The following is an 18561-nucleotide window of genomic DNA, read 5'->3' as shown; positions in this document are numbered from 1 at the left end:
TCATGCCGGCTCTGCAGGACAGGTTTTCCGTCCGACCTTACGAACCGGATGACGCCGAAGCCACGATCGACATTTTCCTGAGAGCCATTCGCGAGGTGGCGTCCAAGGACTACAACCCGGCCCAGATCGCTGCCTGGGCGAAAGTCGATGATGCAGAAAAATGGGCACAATATCGAGCGAGCCGGCCGACCTGGCTTGCGATGGACGGTTCGAAACCCATCGGCTTTACCGATCTGAAATCGGATGGTTGCCTGGATATGATGTTCGTTTCGCCCGATTATCAGGGAAAAGGCGTCGCCAGCCTGTTGCTTGCAACCGTCGAAAATGCGGCCCGCGAACGGGGCCTTCAACGGATCTTCACGGAAGCGAGCCTGACGGCCCGCCCCTTCTTCGAGCGCAAGGGCTTTGTCGTCGTGACCGCGCAACAGGTAGAAAAGCGCGGCCAGATCTTCTCGAACTTCCTGATGGAAAAAATGCTCGCGTAAGTCGCCGAGGCGCGGCCGGCGCCCTGCCGCAGCGAGCCTGTAACACTCAGTCCTCACGGGCGACAGGGAATTCCGCCAGACGAGCGGCGTAGCGGGCCATGGTGTCGACTTCGAAATTGACGAAATCGCCAGCCTTGCGCTCGCCCCAGGTGGTGACTTCCAGGGAGTGGCGGATCAGGAGCACATCGAATTCCGTACCCTCGACGGCATTGACCGTGAGCGAGGTGCCATCAAGCGCGACCGAGCCCTTCGGCGCCACGAATCTTGCGAGATGCTCCGGCGCGCGCAGGCGGAAGCGGGTGGCCTCGCCTTCTGATGTCACCGATAGGATTTCCGCCTTGCCGTCGATATGGCCTGACACGATGTGGCCGCCAAGCTCGTCGCCGATCTTCAGGGAACGCTCGAGATTGATCTTAGCCCCGGCCTCCCAGCTGCCGATGGTCGTCAGGCGGAGGGCCTCTTCCCAAGCCTCGACCTCGAACCAGCGTCCATTGCTGCCCTCTTCCGGCAATCCGGTCACCGTCAGGCAGACGCCTGCGTGCGAGATGGATGCGCCCATGTCGATCGTCGCCGGATCGTAATTGGTGGCAACGCGCAGCTTGATGCCTTCCTGCATCGGGGAAATGGATTCGACCGTGCCGACGTCGGTGACAATTCCGGTAAACATCAAAAACCTCTCTCGTATTCGTCGCAGAGATCGTCGCCGAAGCGGCTCTCGCCGACATGCATAAAATCAGCTGGGATATTGGACTTAAGGACCGGCGATTCAATACCGCCCTCGCCGATATCGGCCGGCCCCCGGAACAGCAGAATGCGATCGACGAGCCCGGCGTCGAGAAAGCGCTGCGCCGTCCTGGCGCCACCTTCCACCAGCAGGGACGAGATGCCGCGCGTACCCAGCGCTTCCAGCAGCTCTCCCGGCTCGCTGGAATTGGATTGCAACACCTCGACGCCTGCAGCATCGAGCGCCGCGCGCCGTCCGAGGAACGCAGCATCGGTATTGTCATCGAAGGACGGCGGATGGCCGGCAACTGCGATCACCGGATACTGCCGGGCCGTCCGGACCAGCTTGCTGCCGAGGGGCAGCCGCAGTTCGCCATCGATGACGATACGGAGCGGCGAACGATCCTCCAGGCCGGGAAGCCGGCAAGTCAACTCCGGATCATCTGATATCGCCGTGCCTATGCCGACGAGAATGGCGTCGCTTTCGGCGCGCAGCATCTGCACCTGCGCGCGCGCGATATCGCCGGTAATGCGCACCTGTCCCTCGCCCGACTTGCCGATCATGCCATCGGCGGAAACGGCAAGCTTGAGAGTCACATAGGGCCGGTTTCTCGTCTGGCGCATGAGATAGCCGGCGAGAGACCGCCTGCCTTCCGCCTCCAGAATGCCGGCGTCGACGTCGATGCCCGCATCGCGCAGCATGGCGATGCCACGCCCGGAAACGCGCTGGTCGGGATCCGTGACGCTGATGACGACGCGTGCCACGCCATAGGCAATCAGCGCCTCGGCGCAGGGCGGCGTCTTGCCGTAGTGAGAACAGGGTTCCAGCGTCACATAGGCGGTAGCGCCCCGCGCCGCCTCCCCCGCCTCGGCCAGAGCCTGAGGTTCGGCATGCGGCCGCCCGCCAAGCGCTGTCACAGCGCTGCCCAAGACTACGCCATCTTTGACGATGATGCAGCCGACGGACGGATTGGTGGAGGTCAGTCCCAGATGCCGGCGCGACAGGCGGATGGCCGCGGCCATGAAACGCTCGTCTTCGGGCCGCAACACCATGGTCAAGGGTCCAGCGGATCGCGGGCGATCTTGGCGTTGATCTCGTCGATCACGTGCTCGAAATCCTCCGCATGCGAAAAATCGCGGTAGACGGAGGCGTAGCGCACGAAGGCGACGTCATCGAGACTTTTCAACGCTTCCAGCACCTGCAGACCGATCTGCTCGGAGCTGATTTCGGTTTCGCCCGAGCTTTCGAGGCGGCGGACGATACCAGACACGGCACGCTCGATCCGGTCACGATCGACCGGACGCTTGCGTAGCGCGATCTCGAAGGAGCGCACCAGCTTGTCACGATCGAACGGCACCTTGCGGCCCGTCTTTTTGATAACCATGAGCTCGCGCAACTGCACGCGCTCGAAGGTGGTGAAGCGGCCGCCGCAATCCGGACAAATGCGCCGACGGCGGATGGACGTATTGTCCTCCGCTGGGCGCGAGTCCTTGACCTGAGTGTCTTCTGAGCCGCAGTAAGGGCAGCGCATGCGCTCTCCTTAGCCCATGTAGCCGTACATCGGGAAGCGGTCGGTGAGCTTGACCACCTTCTCGCGCACGGCAGCCTCGACGGCAGCATTGCCTTCGTCGGAATTGGCGACCTTCAGGCCATCGAGCACTTCGATGATCAGATTGCCGATCTCACGGAACTCGGCTTCCTTGAAGCCGCGCGTCGTGCCGGCCGGCGTGCCGAGGCGGACACCGGAGGTGACAAAAGGCTTTTCGGGGTCGAACGGAATGCCGTTCTTGTTGCAGGTGACGTAAGCGCGGCCGAGTGCGGCTTCCGCACGCTTTCCAGTCGCATTCTTCTTACGCAGGTCTACCAGCATCAGGTGGTTGTCGGTGCCGCCAGAGACAACGTCGACGCCGCCGGAAATCAGCGTTTCAGCCAGAGCCTTGGCGTTCTTGACGATCTGGGCGGCATAGTCCTTGAAATCGGGCTGCAGCGCTTCGCCGAGGGCAACGGCCTTGGCGGCGATGACGTGCATCAGCGGGCCACCCTGGAGACCCGGGAAGACGGCCGAGTTGAACTTCTTTGCCAGATCCTCGTCATTGGTGAGGATCATGCCGCCGCGCGGGCCGCGGAGCGACTTGTGCGTGGTCGTGGTGGCGACATGGCAATGCGGGAACGGCGACGGATGCTGGCCACCGGCGACGAGACCGGCAATGTGGGCCATGTCAACCATCAGATAAGCGCCGACGCTGTCGGCGATCTCGCGGAAGCGCTTCCAGTCCCAGATACGGGAATAGGCCGTGCCGCCGGCAATGATGAGCTTCGGCTTGTGCTCTTCGGCCTTGCGCTGCACTTCATCCATGTCGAGCAGGTTATCGCCTTCGCGCACGCCGTAGGACACGACGTTGAACCACTTGCCGGACATGTTGACCGGCGAACCATGCGTCAGATGGCCGCCCGAATTCAGGTCGAGGCCCATAAAGGTATCGCCCGGCTGCAGAAGTGCAAGGAAGACGGCCTGGTTCATCTGCGAACCGGAGTTCGGCTGGACGTTGGCGAAGTTGACGCCGAACAGCTTCTTGGCGCGCTCGATGGCGAGTTCTTCGGCGATATCGACGAACTGGCAGCCGCCGTAGTAGCGCTTGCCCGGATATCCCTCGGCATATTTGTTGGTCATGATCGAGCCCTGCGCTTCCAGAACGGCGCGCGAGACGATGTTTTCCGAGGCGATCAGTTCGATTTCGTGCCGCTGGCGACCGAGTTCCTTGCCGATCGCGCCAAAGATTTCCGGATCGGTGTCGGCAAGCGAGCGATTGAAGAAGGGTTCGGTGGACGCGTTGGTCATCGTGAAAGCTCCTGAACGGGCCGGAACGGCAATGCAGACGGTATTAACGCCCGGGTCGCCGGAGAGCAATACGACCAGCGACATTTGCTGGGCAAACTACGATAGCTGACACCGACACACGAAAAAGCCGCGTCCGAAAACGCGGCTTCGATAAGAATTGCAATTGGAATGCCGATTATTGAACCGGCTGCTCCATGCCCTCAGTCGTATTGAGCGCCAACTGGGAATTGCCGTCGAGATTATAGATATCGTCACGGAACTGGACGATGCCGTCGCGGGCGCTCCAGGCCGAAATATAAACGAAATAGACAGGCACTTCGGTCGCCAGCTTGATCGGCGTGTTGACGCGGGTGGAAATGACCTGCTCGATGTGCTGACGCGGCCAGCCTGGCGTTTCAGCCAGCAGCCAGGTTGCGAGGTCGCGTACGTTCTGGACGCGCACGCAGCCCGAGCTGTCGAAACGCATTAGCTTGTTGAAGAGGCCCTGCTCGGGCGTATCGTGCATGTATTCGTTATTGGGATTATAGAAGTTGATCTTCGTGGATGCCATGGCATTCGTCTTGCCCGGGTCCTGACGGAACATCAGGTCCGGCGCCTTGTCCGAATTCCAGTCGATCGTCTCGGGGGCCACTTCCTGGCCCTTGCCGTCGAGAAGGCGAATGTTGTTCTTCGTCAGGTAGGTCGGGTCCTTGCGCATCAAGGGCACGATGTCCTTGACGACGATGGAGCGCGGCGCCGTCCAGTACGGGTTGAGGATGACCTCATAGATCTTCGAATTGATGATGTGCGTCGGCCGCGATTCACGGCCCACGATCGCCTGGTGGCGCAACGCTACCTGGCCATCCTCGACGGCTTCGACACGTGTCGCCGGGATGTTGACCATGACGTGACGACGGCCGAGGTCGGACGGGAACGTCTGGAGGCGAACAAGATTGGTGTTGAGCTGCTGCAGGCGGACATTGGCGGGGATGTTCATCGCCTTCAGCGTGAAATCGCCCAGGACGCCATCTGCCGGCAGTCCGTGACGGGCCTGGAAGCGCTTGACCGCACCGTCGACATAAGAGTCGAAGGCAGAGGAGATACCAGCCTCACGCGGCAGGTCGCCGGTGATCATCAAATGCTGGCGCAGCGACTGTACCGCCGGATCGGTCACACCGAGCTGCAGCGGCTGCTGGCTTGTCGGATTGATCTGCGGCCATCCGCCGTTGGCGGCAATACTCTGATATTGCGCGATCGCCTGCTGAATATTCGATACGGAATCTGGCCCGAGAATTGGCGTGTTCGACTGAACGGCAGCGGCGGTGCGCGCCGCAGCCTTGGCGTCGAACTGATCATCCCAATTGCCGCGAGAACGGTCGTTGATCAGCGCTTCCAGTGGGGTCGCGTTTTGCGCGAGAGCCGGAGCAGCCAGTGCAGCAGCGCCAAGAGTTGCAGCCGACCGCAGGAAAGCGCGGCGCGAAAAGGGTTCAATTCCGTTTTTCTTCGACATATCCTAACCGTTCAACGCTGCGATCCAATCATGCGCAGCCTAGAGAGGAAGCAGTAAATAGCGCAAGCTTGCGCCAAGTAACGTGGCTCAGTATCAATCCGTTCCCTTAATGCACCACCAAAAACTTGGCCACGAACTATCACAATATCGCGAAGCCAAGACCTTCAGGTCGGAAGATCGTATTTCGAGAACGCTGCCTGCAGTCGATTTCCGCTGTCATAGCAATATGGCCAATTCGTGTCTCACGGCATGAAACTTGCTTTGCCGCGCGAGTGCGAAAGAAAAGCCAAACTGCATTTGCTAAAATACCACAGCTGCGCGTGGTTCATAGCGTGTCCTGATCTTGCGTCAATGGCTTAGCCGCCCGGGACGTTACATGTGACGGAAGGTGAAGCGCGGACGTGGCAAAAAACGCACAACGGCCGAACCGTCAACGCGTTCAAGCCGGACACGCAGGGAACGTGTCCAGCTTGCTTTGACTGGAAGGCCTTGGGATCTGTCCCTGCCCGCTACTTACAGGCGATAGAGGATCTGATCGTTCCAGAAGCGGTCCAGACGCTGCAGGAGCTTGTTCATCTGGGTGAACTCGTCCGTGCCGATGCCGCCGACCTTGTCGATCGAGCCGATATGGCGCTCATAGAGCTTGGCGACGGTTTCGGCGATATCCTGGCCGGTTTCCGTCAGGCTGATGCGGACCGAGCGACGGTCGATGCGCGAGCGCTGATGGTTGATGAAGCCCAGGTCGACCAGCTTCTTGACGTTATAGGAAACGTTGGAGCCGAGGTAGAAACCGCGGGAGCGCAGTTCGCCGGCCGTCAGCTCGGAATTACCGATATTGAAAAGGAGAAGTGCCTGTACGGCGTTGACATCGTCGCGACCCTGGCGGTCGAACTCGTCCTTGATAACATCAAGCAGGCGGCGGTGCAGACGCTCGACCAGGTGAAGGGATTCCATGTAGAGGGCCCGGATGTCATCAACCTGCTGATCCCGAGCGTTTGCAACTGCCTGCGGCTTGATTTTCGTGTTCATCATGACTTGGCCTCACTCTGTTTTGTTTGGCGGTGTCGTTTTCTTCCCGCCTTGAGTGAGACCCTATCGAATACACATAAAATTCTACTTAAACTGCAGGCTTAACAGCACCTTACCAGGAAGTGTTGCTGTCTCAGGGTAAATCAACCATTACCTGCTGCCGACGACGCCGGCGTTTCTCCTGCCACAGCAGGACGCGGAAAGCGCAATAAATCACCGCGACACAGGCATGCAAGATCATGATCAGCGGATTGGATCCGAATATCTCCGGCCAGACGCCATACATCAGCCCCTGCCCGCCTGCAGCCAGCACCCACATGACCGGCCCCCAGGAAACTGTAAGCCATAATCCAAGGGCTGCGACCGGAAAAACCACGGCAAGCCCGGCACCCGCGACCTTCCAGGGCAGAGCGAGCAGATCGAAGCGGGCGTGACCATCCAGCGAATAGCCGACCAGCATCGCCCAGTATTGCAGGCCGAGCCAGAAGCAGGCGATCGCGATCAGCCGCAGGAACAGCACGAACAGGATGTCCGTCAGCGTATTCTTGGGTACGGTCGAAGAATCAGGTTCCATGCGCGAACAATACGTAGGAGGCACGTGCCTCGCCAGAATATAATGGCTGCGGCCTTTCGCCTTGTTTTGAATCCTGGGGACGGCGTGATAGGTACGCGCCCCATAGAGAATGCCATAAATAGACGAAGAAGGATGGCGGCATCATGGAGAACAAGACGCATCTCGTTGACGAGATCACCGGTCATCGGCGCATGCGGCGCAACCGCAAGGCCGATTGGACGCGCCGTCTCGTGCAGGAAAACCGGCTGACGGTCGACGATCTGATCTGGCCGATCTTCGTGATCCCAGGCACCGGCATCGTCGAGCCCATCCCGGCCATGCCCGGCGTCAACCGCATGACCGTGGACAAAGCTGTGGAAGCGGCCAAGGAGGCAGCCGATCTCGGCATTCCCGCGCTCGCGACATTCCCCAACATCGAGATGGAACTGCGCGACGAGACCGGCTCCAACAGTCTCGAGAAGAATAATCTCATCAATCTCGCCACGGCCGCAATCAAGAAGGCCGTGCCGAACATTGGCGTCATCACAGACGTCGCGCTCGACCCTTTCACCAGCCACGGGCATGACGGCATCCTTCGCGGCAACGAGATCGTCAATGACGAGACGGTCGAACAGGTGGCGCGTGCCGCAGTCTACCAAGCGGATGCCGGAGCAGACATCATCGCGCCTTCGGAAATGATGGATGGCCGCATCGGCGTGATCCGCCAGGCACTCGATGCAGCCGGCCACCAGAGCGTCGGCATCATGAGCTATGCGACGAAATTCAGCTCTGCCTTCTATGGCCCCTACCGCGAGGCGATCTCGACCGGTGGCCTGCTGAAGGGCGACAAGAAGACCTATTATATCGACCCCGCCAACGGCACCGAGGCCGTGCGCGACGCGACGCTCGACGTCGAGGAAGGCGCCGACATGCTGATGGTCAAGCCCGGCTTGCCCTATCTCGACATCTGCTGGCGGCTGAAGGAAGCCTTCGGCCTTCCGACCTTCGCCTATCAGGTCTCCGGCGAATACGCTATGATCAAGGCTGCCGCGGCCAACGGCTGGATCGACGGCGAGAAGGTAATGCTCGAAACCCTGCTCGCCTTCAAGCGCGCCGGCTGCGATGGCATCCTCACCTATTTCGCTGTCGATGTGGCGAGACATCTGGCGAAGAAATAACGTCAGGCCGCCCACTTATTGTATTTACTGAAGCCGATACCATATGTTCGGCAAATGTTTCCCCGCCGCGACTTTTGCGTGCCTACCGGTCGCACAAAAGTCGCAGAGGGATCTTTAACTGGCATTGGCCCCTTGCGGATCTGAAGAATTGACGGGGGCTAGTGCGAAGGAGCAAAACGATGAGCCTGAACCCCAGCCCGCTCTATGCAGCACCGGATGACTGGCGCGCCTATAGTGGCGTGCTGAGCCGGCGCATCTTCGCCTTCATCGTTGACTACATCATCGTCGCGCTGCTGTGCATTCCGGCGGCCGTACTGCTGTTCTTCATTTCGATCCTGACACTGGGGCTCGGCTTCTTCCTTTATCCGGTGCTGTTCGTTCTCGTTGCCGGCCTCTACTTCGGGTGGACGCTTGGCGGCCCCTATCAGGCGTCGCTCGGCATGCGCGCCATGGGCCTCACCATGGTTCGAGTCGACGGCCGGCGCATGGATTTCCTAACCGCGATCGTCCATCTGGCCCTGTTCTGGATCCTGAACTCTGTCCTGACGCCGCTTATCCTGCTGGTAGGTCTCTTCACCGACCGCAGCCGGCTTGTGCATGACCTGCTGCTCGGCACGGTCATCGCCCGGACGGCCTAAAACAACGCATAAGCATAGGGCACCCCACGATTTCCCACGGGCCATGGCGCGCGCGGGAGATATTTCTGTGCATGGTCAATTAGGAAACTTCGATCTTTAGCGAAGGACGTAGTTGACGTTTTCTAAACTTGGGCCATGCTTGTAGAAAACGGGTGCCGAGAGAAAGGTCAATCAACGGCAGATGAACACGCAGTCGACGCCATCTCCGCAGTTTTATCTGACGGCACCGGCTTCCTGCCCGTACCTGCCGCACGAAATGGAACGCAAGGTCTTTACGCACCTTGTTGGTCCGCGCGCCGCCGAGATGAACGATATTCTGACCCAGGGCGGCTTCAGGCGCTCGCAGAACATCGCCTATCGTCCCGCCTGCGAATCCTGCAGGGCCTGCATATCGGTACGCATCCTCGCCCAGGAATTCGAGCCCACCCGATCGATGAAACGGGTACTGACCGCCAACAACGATATCATCGCCACCGAATTTCCGGCGCAGCCCTCCAGCGAGCAATATTCGCTCTTCCGTCGCTATCTCGACTATCGTCATCAGCAAGGCGGCATGTCCGACATGACCGTCCTCGATTATGCGATCATGGTCGAGGACACGCATGTTAACACGCGCATCATCGAATATCGCCGCCGCGAGGAAGGATCGGGCCTGGAGCAGCGCCCGAAGGGCGAGCTACTGGCTGCGGCTCTGACCGATGTAATGAGCGACGGACTGTCCATGGTCTATTCCTATTTCAATCCCGATCTCGATGCGCGGTCGCTCGGCACGTTCATGATTCTGGACCACATCAAGCGGACGAAGGCCCTGGGGCTGCCGCACGTCTATCTCGGCTATTGGGTCAAAGGCTCGCGCAAGATGGACTACAAGACGCGCTTCCAGCCTCAGGAGCATCTCACCCCACGCGGATGGGAGCGCTTTGATCCGGCCGCCGACGGCGACAAAGAAACCGTCCGCTGAATGTTCTCCCAGCTTTCGGACCACAAGAAGGGCCTGCTGCTGACGACGCTCGGCGGCCTGGCGCTATCGATGGATATTCCCTTGATCCGGCTTTCCAGCGGCGAAGTCTGGTCGGTGCTGTCGGCACGCAGCCTTGCGACCATCGTCGTGGCACTCGCAGCTCTTTTCGTCATCCGCCGGGTCACAGGCTCGTTGCAAGGCGTACTGCCGGGCTGGCTTGGGATTCCCGTCGGCTTCTTCTACGGACTGACCACCATCACTTTTCTTCTCGCGGTCTATTATACCAAGGCGGCGAATGTGGTCTTCATCATCGCGCTCAACCCAATGTTCACCGCGCTGCTGTCTTGGATTTTCCTGAAAGAGCGACCTGCCGTGTCCACCTTCATCACCATGGCAGTGATGATCCTCGGTGTTGGCCTGATCGTCGGCGACGGCATGGAGGCTGGGCACCTGCTTGGCGATGCCCTTTCGGTGATCGCATCGCTTTCCATCGCCTGCGCAATCACGATCAGCCGCGCCTCGGGGCGGGATATGGGCTTTGCTTCCTTGCTGGCAGCGATCATCCCAGCCGCCGTCGGCCTCTATCACGTGGCTCCCTCCGGCTTTTCCATCGCCCATCCAGGCTGGATCCTTTTCGATGGCGCCGTGCTGATGCCGCTTTCCTTCTGGTGCCTTGCGACAGGCACACGCTTTCTCTCGGCGCCGGAAGTAGCGATGTTCTATCTTCTGGAAACGATCCTGGCACCGATCTGGGTCTGGATGATCTTCTCGGAGGCCCCGACCACTATGACGCTGGCCGGCGGCGCCATCCTGATCCTGGCGCTGGCCGCCCACTCGCTCTGGCAGGCGCGATTCAAGGCTAGAGCAGCAATCACCGCGCAAAGCCTTGTGCATTGAAATGATCGTCAGCCAATGTTATAACCATGTTATTACATTGGAGCTAAATATGAACGTTACCATCCGCAAGATCGGCAATTCCGAAGGCGTGATTATTCCGAAGGAAGTTCTCGACCAGTTGGGACTCGGCGCTGGTGATACATTGGAGCTCAGCTTGAAGGATGGTGGATTGCTGATGCAACCGACCGACGCGGACTTTGCGCGCCAGATGGAACACGCGCAGCGTTTTATGGATCAATATAAAGTGGCACTCAAGAAGTTGGCAGAGTGATGCCCTTTATCTTCCTGACTAGGCCGCTCATCGAACAATTGCACAAGATGCAGATCAAAAGGTTCGGTGGCTCCTATGGTCTACGCGACGAAGGCTCCCTCGAATCCGCTTTGGCGCGGCCGATTAACAAAGCCCAATACGGCAGCAATGATATCATCGAACTGGCGGCCGCTTATCTATTTGGGTTGGCGAAAAACCACGCGTTTATAGATGGCAACAAACGCATCGCCATCGTAGCGGCCGCAGTCTTTCTTATGGACAACGGCCACCGTATTCAAACGACGGACGCCAATCTTTACAGCTTCGTCGTAGCAGTAGCAGCTGGTGAAATCGACGAAGAAGGAGCAATGCGCTTCCTGCGGGACGTCTGTGTTCCAGAAGCAGGTTAGAAACTAACCGCCTCCTATTCACTTCAACGTTGGGTTTCCGATGTTTGCCAGCAATCGACCCGGCGGCCGGTTGCCGTCTGTTGAGGGCAAGCAGCACCAGCCGGCCCTTCGCTAGAGCTCAGGGCGTTCGTCGCTGCAATCGACCCACTGGGTCGATTGCTCGGGCTTCGCCCGGCCGCTCCTCACCCCGAAAACCTGCCGCTTCTGGGGAAGCCCTTCGGCACGGCTCTGCCGGCGCCGGCGCGGTCGCCCAACCATTCCACCAACTCATCCTTGCTCTTGGTGAAGGTGCGGCCGGCGCTGTCTTCCCAGGTCAGGCCATCGGCGATCGCGAAGCATCTGATATCGGCGATGCCGCCATCCTTGTAGCGCTGCAGGCGCACGCCCTTGCCGCGCGACATTTCCGGCACCTGCGAAAGCGGGAAGATCACCATCTTGCGGTTCTCGCCAACCACGGCGACATGGTCGCCCGAAACCGGAACCAGAAGCTTGGTCTCGTCGGGATAAGAGACGTTCATGATCTGCTTGCCCTTGCGGGTGTTTGCGACCAGTTCCGCCTCGGCAACGATGAAGCCGTTACCTGCCGTCGATGCGATTATCTGCTTGCGCTGCGGATCATGGACGAAGGCGGTCAGCACATCCTGATCGTTTTCCATGTCGATCATGATGCGCAGCGGCTCGCCATGGCCGCGGCCGCCCGGCAGCTTGTCGCCTCCGAGCGTATAGGCCTTGCCGCCGGTCGTAATGATGAGGATCTTGTCCGTGGTCTGCGCCGGAAACGCAACCTTGAGACCGTCACCCTCCTTGAAGGTCAGCGACGAGGTATCGGAAATGTGGCCCTTGAGAGCACGAATCCAGCCCTTTTCCGAAACGACGACGGTAATCGGCTCCTTCTCGATCATCGCCTGCTGGATGGCCGCATCATCGGCTTCGGGCGCTTCGGCAAACTGCGTGCGGCGCCGACCAATGTCAGTGGCCTTGGCGAATTTCTTCTTCACCTCGCCGATTTCCCAGGCAACCGTCTGCCACTGCTTCTCGTCCGAAGCGAGCAATGCCTCGATGTCGGCTTTCTCCTTCGTCAGGCCGTCGAACTCCTTGCGGATTTCGAACTCCTCCAGCTTGCGCAAGGAGCGCAGCCGCATGTTGAGGATCGCCTCGACCTGATTGTCCGTGAGGCCGAAACGCTCCATCATCACAGGCTTCGGCTCATCCTCCTCGCGGATGATGGCGATGACCTCGTCGATATTGAGATAGGCGACCAGCAAGCCGCCGAGAATTTCGAGGCGCTTTTCGATGGCCGCCAGACGGAAGCGCGAACGGCGCAGCAGGACTTCCCGGCGGTGATCCAGCCATTCCTTCAGCACTTCGTTCAGCGCCATGACCTTGGGAATGCGGCCCATGGACAGAACGTTCATGTTGAGCGGGAACCGGCTCTCAAGCTCGGTGAGCTTGAACATCGACTCCATCAGGATCGTCGCGTCGACTGTGCGGCTCTTCGGCACGAGAACGACGCGGATATCTTCGGCGGATTCGTCACGGATGTCCTCGAGCAGCGGCAGCTTGCGCGCCAGAAGCAGTTCGGCGATCTTTTCGATCAGCCGCGACTTCTGCACCTGGAACGGAATTTCCGTGATGACAATCTGGTAGCCGCCGCGACCGAGATCCTCGATCTCCCACTTGGACCGGACACGGAAACCGCCGCGGCCGGTCTTATAACTTTCTATGATGCTCTGCCGATCATCGATAATGATGCCGCCGGTCGGAAAGTCGGGACCTGGAATATACAGTTCCACCAGCTTCTCGACCGTCGCATCGCGATCCTTGATCAGATGCAGGGCGGCGTCGCAAAGCTCGTGAGCATTGTGCGGCGGGATAGAGGTCGCCATACCGACGGCAATGCCAGAAGAGCCGTTGGCGAGCAGATTGGGAAAAGCCCCAGGCAGAACGATCGGCTCGGAATTCGACTCGTCATAGGTGTCGCGGAAATCCACGGCATCCTGGTCGATACCCTCGAGCAGCAGCTCGGAAACCGCCGTCATCTTGGATTCGGTGTAGCGCATTGCGGCCGGGCTATCGCCGTCGATATTGCCGAAATTGCCCTGGCCGTTCACCAGCGTATAGCGCTGCGAGAAATCCTGCGCCAGGCGGGCCAAGGCGTCATAGATCGACTGGTCGCCATGCGGGTGATAGTTACCCATCACCTCGCCGACAATCTTGGCGCATTTGCGGAAGGCGGCGTTCGGGCGGAGTCCCATCTCGCTCATCGCATAGACGATACGGCGATGCACCGGCTTCAGTCCGTCGCGGACGTCCGGAAGCGCGCGTTGCGTAATCGTCGACAAGGCATAGGCCAGGTAACGCTCTTCGAGCGCGGCCTTCAGATCGACCGGAAGGATGTTGTCGTCGCCGTCACCGGGCGGCGGTGTCAGATTTTTTCCCATGGCCCTTGACTATAAGAGATGGCGATTCACAGCAAGAAATCAGCCGAAAGCACCTGTGGATGAAGGCGTTTCAGGCACATTGCAGGGTGGCTATCGATACATTTTTGCTGCACTCGCACTCTACATTCATTGTCGTTGGATTTTCACAGAAAGATCAATATAAGTCAGCGCAGTACACGCTCAATCTGTACGTCCCCGCCAATACCACCGGCTCAACGAGGAACGCCATCATGACTTTCTATCGGACCACGCGGCTGATGCTGTGCAGTGCCGCCATCCTGTCTTTCGCCAGCTCCGCCTTTGCGCTTGACGGCAACGATCTGCTGAAGAAGATTAACGACGTCTATAGCCAGCAGGGCGGTTCGATTGCCGCTAGCAGCATCGATGTCGACGGCAGCAAAGTGACGCTGAAGGGTGCAAGCGTCAAGGCGGCCGGCATGGAAGACAGCATTCCGCTGGGCGATATCACCCTTGATGGCGTCGAGGAAAACAATGGCGGCTACACGATCGAAGAAATCGATTTTGCGGATGTCGATTTCAAAAAGGACGGTGCCTCCGTTTCCGCCACCGATCTCAAGTTGAGCGGCGTAGAGATCCCGGCCGACGCAAGCAAGGGCGACCTGAGCTCGCTGCTCTACTACAAGAGCGCTCATGCCGGCGCCGTGTCCGTAACGAAGGACGATACCGAGGTGTTCTCGATCGAGGGCGCCGACGCCAACATGAAGAGGCGTGACGACAAGTCGGGCCTCGACTTCGACGCCAAGATCAACGGCATCAAGGCCGATCTCAGCAAGGTCGACGATGCGAAGACAAAGGAAGCGATCGATGCGCTGAAGCTGCAGCAGATCGACGGCACCGTCTCCATGAAGGGCAGCTGGGAAATCGGCCCCGGCACGATCGACATCAGCGAATACTCCTTTGACTTCAGGGACATCGGCAAACTGAACCTCGCCTTCAGCATTTCCGGCTATACGCCCGCCTTCGCCAAGTCGATGCAGGATGCGCTGAAGACGGTTCGCGCCAATCCGAACCAGCAGGAAGCGCAGCAGTCCGCCGGCCTCGCCATGCTCGGCCTGCTGCAGCAGCTCACCTTCAACAGCGCCCAGATCCGCTTCGACGACGCGTCGATTACGGCACGCGCGCTCGACTTCGCCGGCAAGCAGCAGGGCGTTACCGGCAAGCAGCTCGCCGACACGCTGAAGGCAATGACGCCGATCATGATGGCGCAGCTCAACGTTCCGGAGCTCCAGAATGCCGTCTCCGCAGCGGTCAGCGCCTATCTCGACAATCCGAAGAGCCTGACGGTCACGGCTGCTCCCGGCAAGCCGGTGCCTGTGCCGATGATCATCGGCGCTGCCATGGGCGCGCCGACGACGATCCCGCAGGTCATCGGCCTCAAGGTTTCCTCGAACGACTAATCGGTCATTTCCAAAACCATTCCGGAACCCGGCGATCTCGGTCGCCGGGTTTTTCTTTGCCTCGGCTCAGGCTTCCTGCCGCAGTTGATAGGTTTTCAGTTCGTTGAGCGCATGAGACAAGAGGGCGAGCAATTCGTCCGTGGTTGCGCCGTCGCGGGCCTGAACGGACATGCCCTGCACGATCGCGCCCAGAAAACGCGCCAGCGACCGAACGTCCGCGTCCGGCCGCATATCCCCCTCCGCAATCCCGCGCTCGATGCGGGCGGTGAAGATATCCAGCGTCTGCAGACGCATCGATGCGACATGATGGGCGATCGGCTCGTTCTCCTCCGCGCAATTCAGCACAGCCGTCGATATCATGCAGCCCTTTGGATGCTCCGGGGCCGTGAAGATCTTCGCGGAGTTCGTCAGAAAGCGCTCGAAGGCAGTCACGGTATCCACCTTGTCCTGGAAGGGATTGCCGGGTTCCGGCCGCGGCATGCGCCGATATTGATCCAGCGTCTCACGATAGAGCTCGGCCTTCGAACCGAAGGCGGCATAGAGGCTTTGTGGCGTGATGCCCATCGCCGCCGTCAGGTCGGCAATGGAGGAACCGTCGTAGCCGTGCTGCCAGAAAGTATCCCGCGCGGCGGCAAGAACAGTTTCGCGATCGAAGGCGGGCGGCCGCCCACGCTTGCGGGGCGAAGAATTTTCCTTCTCTTCAATATTTTTCACAATGGTCACTCTAGAATTATTTCCCGACTTGGTTTATTCAGGAATGGTCATTGTGATTATATAAGGTTTTTCCCCATGAGTCTTCCACTGGAAAATTCCGTTCCTCTCAACGACGGCAGCCTTGCTGAAGGCGTCGATGCTGCAATCGATTCCGCGCTGGCCGACAAAAGGCTGGTCGGGACCGTCGTTCTGATCGCTCAGGACGGAGAATTGGTCTACACCCGCGCCGCCGGCCTGGCGGATCGCGAAAACAAAGTCGCAATGCGGGAAGATACTATTTTCCGTCTTGCTTCCGTCACCAAACCGATCGTCACCATTGCCGCCATGCGGCTCGTCGAACAGGGCCGCATAGGTCTCGACGATCCGATCATCAAATGGCTCCCGGATTTCCGGCCGCGTCTGCCCGATGGCGGCGAAGCCGTTATCCGTATTCGGCATCTTCTCACCCATACCTCCGGGTTGGGCTACACATTCGCCGAGGCGCAAGACGGCCCCTATCACAGGGCTGGCGTATCCGACGGGCTGGACACACCGGGTCGTTCGCTGGCAGACAACCTCCAGCGCCTCGCCAGCGCCCCTCTTCTCTTCGCGCCCGGCCAAAACTGGCAGTATTCGCTGGCGATGGATGTCCTTGGCGGCATCATCGATAAGGAAACCGGCGGCCGGCTCGGCGATGCGGTTGCCGATCTTGTCATGAAGCCGCTCGGCCTTTCCGACACAGGCTTCTACGTGCGCGACCGCAGCCGCCTGGCAGCCGCCTATGTGAATGATGCTCCCGAGCCGCAACGGATGGGGGACGAGGCTCTCGTTCCGATTTTCGACGGCACGATCCGCTTTGCACCCGACAGGGTATTCGATCCCGCTTCCTACCACTCCGGCGGCGCCGGCATGGCTGGAACGGCAAGCGATATCCTTGCCATTCTGGACACGATCAGAAAGGGTGGAGCACCGCTGCTGTCGGCCGATACGGTGAAGACCATGATGACAGATCAGGCAGGCGGCCACATGCAGGCCCAGCAGGCCGGCTTCGGCTTCGGTTACGGCTGGTCCGTCGTCCTCGATCCCGTCGTCGCTCAGGTCCCCTTCTCGGCTGGCACGATCAAATGGGGCGGTGTCTATGGGCACAGCTGGTTCGTCGATGCCCAAAAGGGCCTGACGGTGGTCGCGCTGACGAATACAGCGCTCGAAGGCATGTGGGGGCAATTCACGATCGACCTGGCGAAAGCGGTCTATGCCGCAATCTAACTGATATCAGCAGACAAGCAAAAACCCGGCGATTGCGGTCGCCGGGTTTTTGTATTTCATGAAATTGAGCAACGCGAACATATGTCGCCGCCACAAATGCAACCAATGTTTGCATTTCAATAAAATGTATCCTGTTGCTTGCAATGATAAGCAATTTATTGTTTCAGATGTACACTTTTAATCCGGGACACTCCATCATGATTTTCTATCGGGCAAGGTGGCGGGCGGCGATCAGTGTCGGGCTTCTATTCTCAGCGAGTTCTGCTTTCGCGCTCGACGGTGCCGACGTCCTCAAGAAGCTAAACAACGCCATGGTCGCGCAAATAGGCGACTCAGTCGAAGCCGGAAGCGTCGATGTTAACGGTTCAACCGTCGTTCTGAAAAACGCGAGATATATGCCGCGAGGAAGAACCGCCATTAGCCTCGGAGATGTCGTCATGACCGACGTGACCGAACGGACGGGCGGTTATGCAATCAAGAAGGTGCTCATTCCCGATATTACAATAGAACAAAAGGACTTCAGTGCGAATGCAACGGGGCTAAGGGTGGAAGATCTCGAAATTCCCGCAAATGCGACGTTGAGTGATATCGACTCAGTATTCACTTATCACGCACATGCTGGCCCGGTGTCTGCCCTCAAAGTCGGTGAAAAGTTTTTCTCCATATCCGCTGCCGATTCCGTCGCAACGAAACGTCCAGACGGAAAAGGCCAAAATCTGCGCGCGACATTTTCCATGAAAAGCAGCTGGGAGCTTTCGACCGGCAAGTATGATCTGACGGACTACACGATTGATCTGGAGAATATGGGGAAACTGAATGTACAGCTCAGTTTCTCGGGCATCACCCCGGGGCTCTACAGCACCACGGATGCACTTTACTCCTCCTTGACCGGCGCCGAGGACGATGAGAATACCAAGAACGCTAAATATTTGCTGCTTCTCGCGTTCGTTCAGCAGTTGACGTTGAATAGCGCGCAGATTCGCTTTGACGATGCGTCAATCACCAACCGCGCATTCGACTACGTGAGTAAATGGGACCATGTGACGCGCGCGCAATCTGCGAACCGCTTCGCTAAAGAAATGCAGGAGTTAACAGCTGCGCTTGATATTCCCGACCTCCAGCGGATGCTTTCAAGAGCGATTATTGAATACTTCAACAATCCAAGAAGCCTGATGTTTAGCGCCACCCCTGCCCAACCCATTCCGATGTCAGCCGTCCTCGAAGCAGCGAGGAACGCAAAAGAGTTGATCCCGAAGATGATCGACCTGAAAATCACATCAAACGATTAGG

At 59.1% G+C, this 18561-nt stretch carries 19 protein-coding genes; 10 read left to right on the top strand and 9 right to left on the bottom strand.

Going from position 1 to position 18561, the window contains the following annotated elements; all coding sequences use genetic code 11:
- Positions 1–2: 2 nt before the first annotated feature.
- Positions 3–485: a GNAT family N-acetyltransferase gene (locus AC13RC_RS03830; protein ID WP_488556538.1), complete on the top strand. Its 483-nt coding sequence runs from the start codon at positions 3–5 to the stop codon at positions 483–485.
- A 46-nt stretch (positions 486–531) separates the two neighbouring features.
- Here the strand turns inward: AC13RC_RS03830 and AC13RC_RS03825 are convergent, their stop codons facing one another.
- The 7 genes from AC13RC_RS03825 to AC13RC_RS03795 form a co-directional block, all read right to left on the bottom strand.
- The gene (locus tag AC13RC_RS03825; RefSeq protein ID WP_488556537.1) at positions 532–1152 is read right to left on the bottom strand and encodes a riboflavin synthase; all 621 of its coding nucleotides are present in this window, start codon (positions 1150–1152) and stop codon (positions 532–534) included.
- Positions 1152–2261 (bottom strand): bifunctional diaminohydroxyphosphoribosylaminopyrimidine deaminase/5-amino-6-(5-phosphoribosylamino)uracil reductase RibD, encoded by a 1110-nt coding sequence (gene ribD / locus AC13RC_RS03820; protein ID WP_488556536.1) that lies wholly within the window; start codon positions 2259–2261, stop codon positions 1152–1154. The genes AC13RC_RS03825 and ribD overlap by 1 nt, the downstream gene beginning before the upstream one ends.
- A 2-nt stretch (positions 2262–2263) precedes the next feature.
- On the bottom strand, positions 2264–2740 hold the full coding sequence (nrdR, locus tag AC13RC_RS03815) for a transcriptional regulator NrdR (protein WP_015339425.1): 477 nt from the start codon (positions 2738–2740) through the stop codon (positions 2264–2266).
- A gap of 9 nt (positions 2741–2749) precedes the next feature.
- Positions 2750–4048 (bottom strand): serine hydroxymethyltransferase, encoded by a 1299-nt coding sequence (glyA, locus tag AC13RC_RS03810; RefSeq protein WP_069616242.1) that lies wholly within the window; start codon positions 4046–4048, stop codon positions 2750–2752.
- Positions 4049–4223: 175 nt separating this feature from the next.
- Complete coding sequence (locus AC13RC_RS03805) at positions 4224–5537, bottom strand: L,D-transpeptidase family protein (protein ID WP_113329034.1); 1314 nt, start codon at positions 5535–5537, stop codon at positions 4224–4226.
- A 513-nt stretch (positions 5538–6050) separates the two neighbouring features.
- Entirely contained in the window at positions 6051–6566 is a 516-nt protein-coding gene (ldtR, locus tag AC13RC_RS03800) for a transcriptional regulator LdtR (RefSeq protein WP_069616333.1), read from the bottom strand.
- Positions 6567–6699: 133 nt separating this feature from the next.
- Positions 6700–7140 carry a DUF6163 family protein gene (locus AC13RC_RS03795; RefSeq protein WP_069616240.1) on the bottom strand — a complete coding sequence of 147 codons (441 nt, stop codon included), beginning with the start codon at positions 7138–7140 and terminating at the stop codon, positions 6700–6702.
- A 143-nt stretch (positions 7141–7283) separates the two neighbouring features.
- Between AC13RC_RS03795 and hemB the strand changes: the two genes are divergently transcribed.
- The 6 genes from hemB (at position 7284) to AC13RC_RS03765 (ending at position 11453) form a co-directional block, all read left to right on the top strand.
- Entirely contained in the window at positions 7284–8297 is a 1014-nt protein-coding gene (gene hemB / locus AC13RC_RS03790; RefSeq protein WP_488556535.1) for a porphobilinogen synthase, read from the top strand.
- Positions 8298–8476: 179 nt separating this feature from the next.
- Positions 8477–8935, top strand: a complete 459-nt coding sequence (locus AC13RC_RS03785; RefSeq protein ID WP_113354708.1) for an RDD family protein — start codon at positions 8477–8479, stop codon at positions 8933–8935.
- A 181-nt stretch (positions 8936–9116) separates the two neighbouring features.
- Positions 9117–9896: an arginyltransferase gene (locus AC13RC_RS03780; RefSeq protein ID WP_069616237.1), complete on the top strand. Its 780-nt coding sequence runs from the start codon at positions 9117–9119 to the stop codon at positions 9894–9896.
- Entirely contained in the window at positions 9897–10793 is an 897-nt protein-coding gene (locus AC13RC_RS03775) for a DMT family transporter (protein ID WP_488556534.1), read from the top strand.
- 49 nt (positions 10794–10842) lie between these two features.
- A complete protein-coding gene (locus AC13RC_RS03770; RefSeq protein WP_069616332.1) occupies positions 10843–11064 on the top strand; it encodes an AbrB/MazE/SpoVT family DNA-binding domain-containing protein in 222 nt (73 codons plus the stop codon).
- Positions 11064–11453, top strand: a complete 390-nt coding sequence (locus tag AC13RC_RS03765; protein ID WP_183811910.1) for a type II toxin-antitoxin system death-on-curing family toxin — start codon at positions 11064–11066, stop codon at positions 11451–11453. Before AC13RC_RS03770 ends, AC13RC_RS03765 begins: the two co-directional genes overlap by 1 nt.
- A gap of 182 nt (positions 11454–11635) precedes the next feature.
- On the opposite strand, the gene parC is transcribed toward AC13RC_RS03765, so the two are convergent.
- Complete coding sequence (gene parC / locus AC13RC_RS03760) at positions 11636–13894, bottom strand: DNA topoisomerase IV subunit A (RefSeq protein WP_069616234.1); 2259 nt, start codon at positions 13892–13894, stop codon at positions 11636–11638.
- Between the two features lie 230 nt (positions 13895–14124).
- On the opposite strand from parC, the gene AC13RC_RS03755 reads away from it, so the two are divergent.
- Complete coding sequence (locus tag AC13RC_RS03755; protein ID WP_488556533.1) at positions 14125–15312, top strand: hypothetical protein; 1188 nt, start codon at positions 14125–14127, stop codon at positions 15310–15312.
- A 66-nt stretch (positions 15313–15378) separates the two neighbouring features.
- On the opposite strand, the gene AC13RC_RS03750 is transcribed toward AC13RC_RS03755, so the two are convergent.
- Positions 15379–16035 (bottom strand): TetR/AcrR family transcriptional regulator, encoded by a 657-nt coding sequence (locus AC13RC_RS03750; RefSeq protein WP_488556532.1) that lies wholly within the window; start codon positions 16033–16035, stop codon positions 15379–15381.
- Positions 16036–16101: 66 nt separating this feature from the next.
- On the opposite strand from AC13RC_RS03750, the gene AC13RC_RS03745 reads away from it, so the two are divergent.
- Both AC13RC_RS03745 and AC13RC_RS03740 read left to right on the top strand, forming a co-directional pair.
- A complete protein-coding gene (locus tag AC13RC_RS03745; protein WP_488556531.1) occupies positions 16102–17271 on the top strand; it encodes a serine hydrolase domain-containing protein in 1170 nt (389 codons plus the stop codon).
- Between the two features lie 197 nt (positions 17272–17468).
- Positions 17469–18560: a hypothetical protein gene (locus AC13RC_RS03740; RefSeq protein ID WP_488556530.1), complete on the top strand. Its 1092-nt coding sequence runs from the start codon at positions 17469–17471 to the stop codon at positions 18558–18560.
- The last annotated feature ends 1 nt before the right edge of the window (position 18561 follow it).

The organism is Martinezella sp. CNPSo 3890 (assembly GCF_057784455.1).
The sequence above is the reverse complement of the archived record's forward strand: the minus strand, read 5'-3'. Positions and strand labels throughout refer to the sequence as shown.

What these genes read in the sequence shown, in the direction of transcription:
- AC13RC_RS03830 (WP_488556538.1), top strand. Translation starts at nt 3, where the DNA reads ATGCCGGCTCTGCAGGACAGGTTTTCCGTCCGACCTTACGAACCGGAT.
- AC13RC_RS03825 (WP_488556537.1), bottom strand. Translation starts at nt 1,152, where the DNA reads ATGTTTACCGGAATTGTCACCGACGTCGGCACGGTCGAATCCATTTCC.
- ribD (WP_488556536.1), bottom strand. Translation starts at nt 2,261, where the DNA reads ATGGTGTTGCGGCCCGAAGACGAGCGTTTCATGGCCGCGGCCATCCGC.
- nrdR (WP_015339425.1), bottom strand. Translation starts at nt 2,740, where the DNA reads ATGCGCTGCCCTTACTGCGGCTCAGAAGACACTCAGGTCAAGGACTCG.
- glyA (WP_069616242.1), bottom strand. Translation starts at nt 4,048, where the DNA reads ATGACCAACGCGTCCACCGAACCCTTCTTCAATCGCTCGCTTGCCGAC.
- AC13RC_RS03805 (WP_113329034.1), bottom strand. Translation starts at nt 5,537, where the DNA reads ATGTCGAAGAAAAACGGAATTGAACCCTTTTCGCGCCGCGCTTTCCTG.
- ldtR (WP_069616333.1), bottom strand. Translation starts at nt 6,566, where the DNA reads ATGAACACGAAAATCAAGCCGCAGGCAGTTGCAAACGCTCGGGATCAG.
- AC13RC_RS03795 (WP_069616240.1), bottom strand. Translation starts at nt 7,140, where the DNA reads ATGGAACCTGATTCTTCGACCGTACCCAAGAATACGCTGACGGACATC.
- hemB (WP_488556535.1), top strand. Translation starts at nt 7,284, where the DNA reads ATGGAGAACAAGACGCATCTCGTTGACGAGATCACCGGTCATCGGCGC.
- AC13RC_RS03785 (WP_113354708.1), top strand. Translation starts at nt 8,477, where the DNA reads ATGAGCCTGAACCCCAGCCCGCTCTATGCAGCACCGGATGACTGGCGC.
- AC13RC_RS03780 (WP_069616237.1), top strand. Translation starts at nt 9,117, where the DNA reads ATGAACACGCAGTCGACGCCATCTCCGCAGTTTTATCTGACGGCACCG.
- AC13RC_RS03775 (WP_488556534.1), top strand. Translation starts at nt 9,897, where the DNA reads ATGTTCTCCCAGCTTTCGGACCACAAGAAGGGCCTGCTGCTGACGACG.
- AC13RC_RS03770 (WP_069616332.1), top strand. Translation starts at nt 10,843, where the DNA reads ATGAACGTTACCATCCGCAAGATCGGCAATTCCGAAGGCGTGATTATT.
- AC13RC_RS03765 (WP_183811910.1), top strand. Translation starts at nt 11,064, where the DNA reads ATGCCCTTTATCTTCCTGACTAGGCCGCTCATCGAACAATTGCACAAG.
- parC (WP_069616234.1), bottom strand. Translation starts at nt 13,894, where the DNA reads ATGGGAAAAAATCTGACACCGCCGCCCGGTGACGGCGACGACAACATC.
- AC13RC_RS03755 (WP_488556533.1), top strand. Translation starts at nt 14,125, where the DNA reads ATGACTTTCTATCGGACCACGCGGCTGATGCTGTGCAGTGCCGCCATC.
- AC13RC_RS03745 (WP_488556531.1), top strand. Translation starts at nt 16,102, where the DNA reads ATGAGTCTTCCACTGGAAAATTCCGTTCCTCTCAACGACGGCAGCCTT.
- AC13RC_RS03740 (WP_488556530.1), top strand. Translation starts at nt 17,469, where the DNA reads ATGATTTTCTATCGGGCAAGGTGGCGGGCGGCGATCAGTGTCGGGCTT.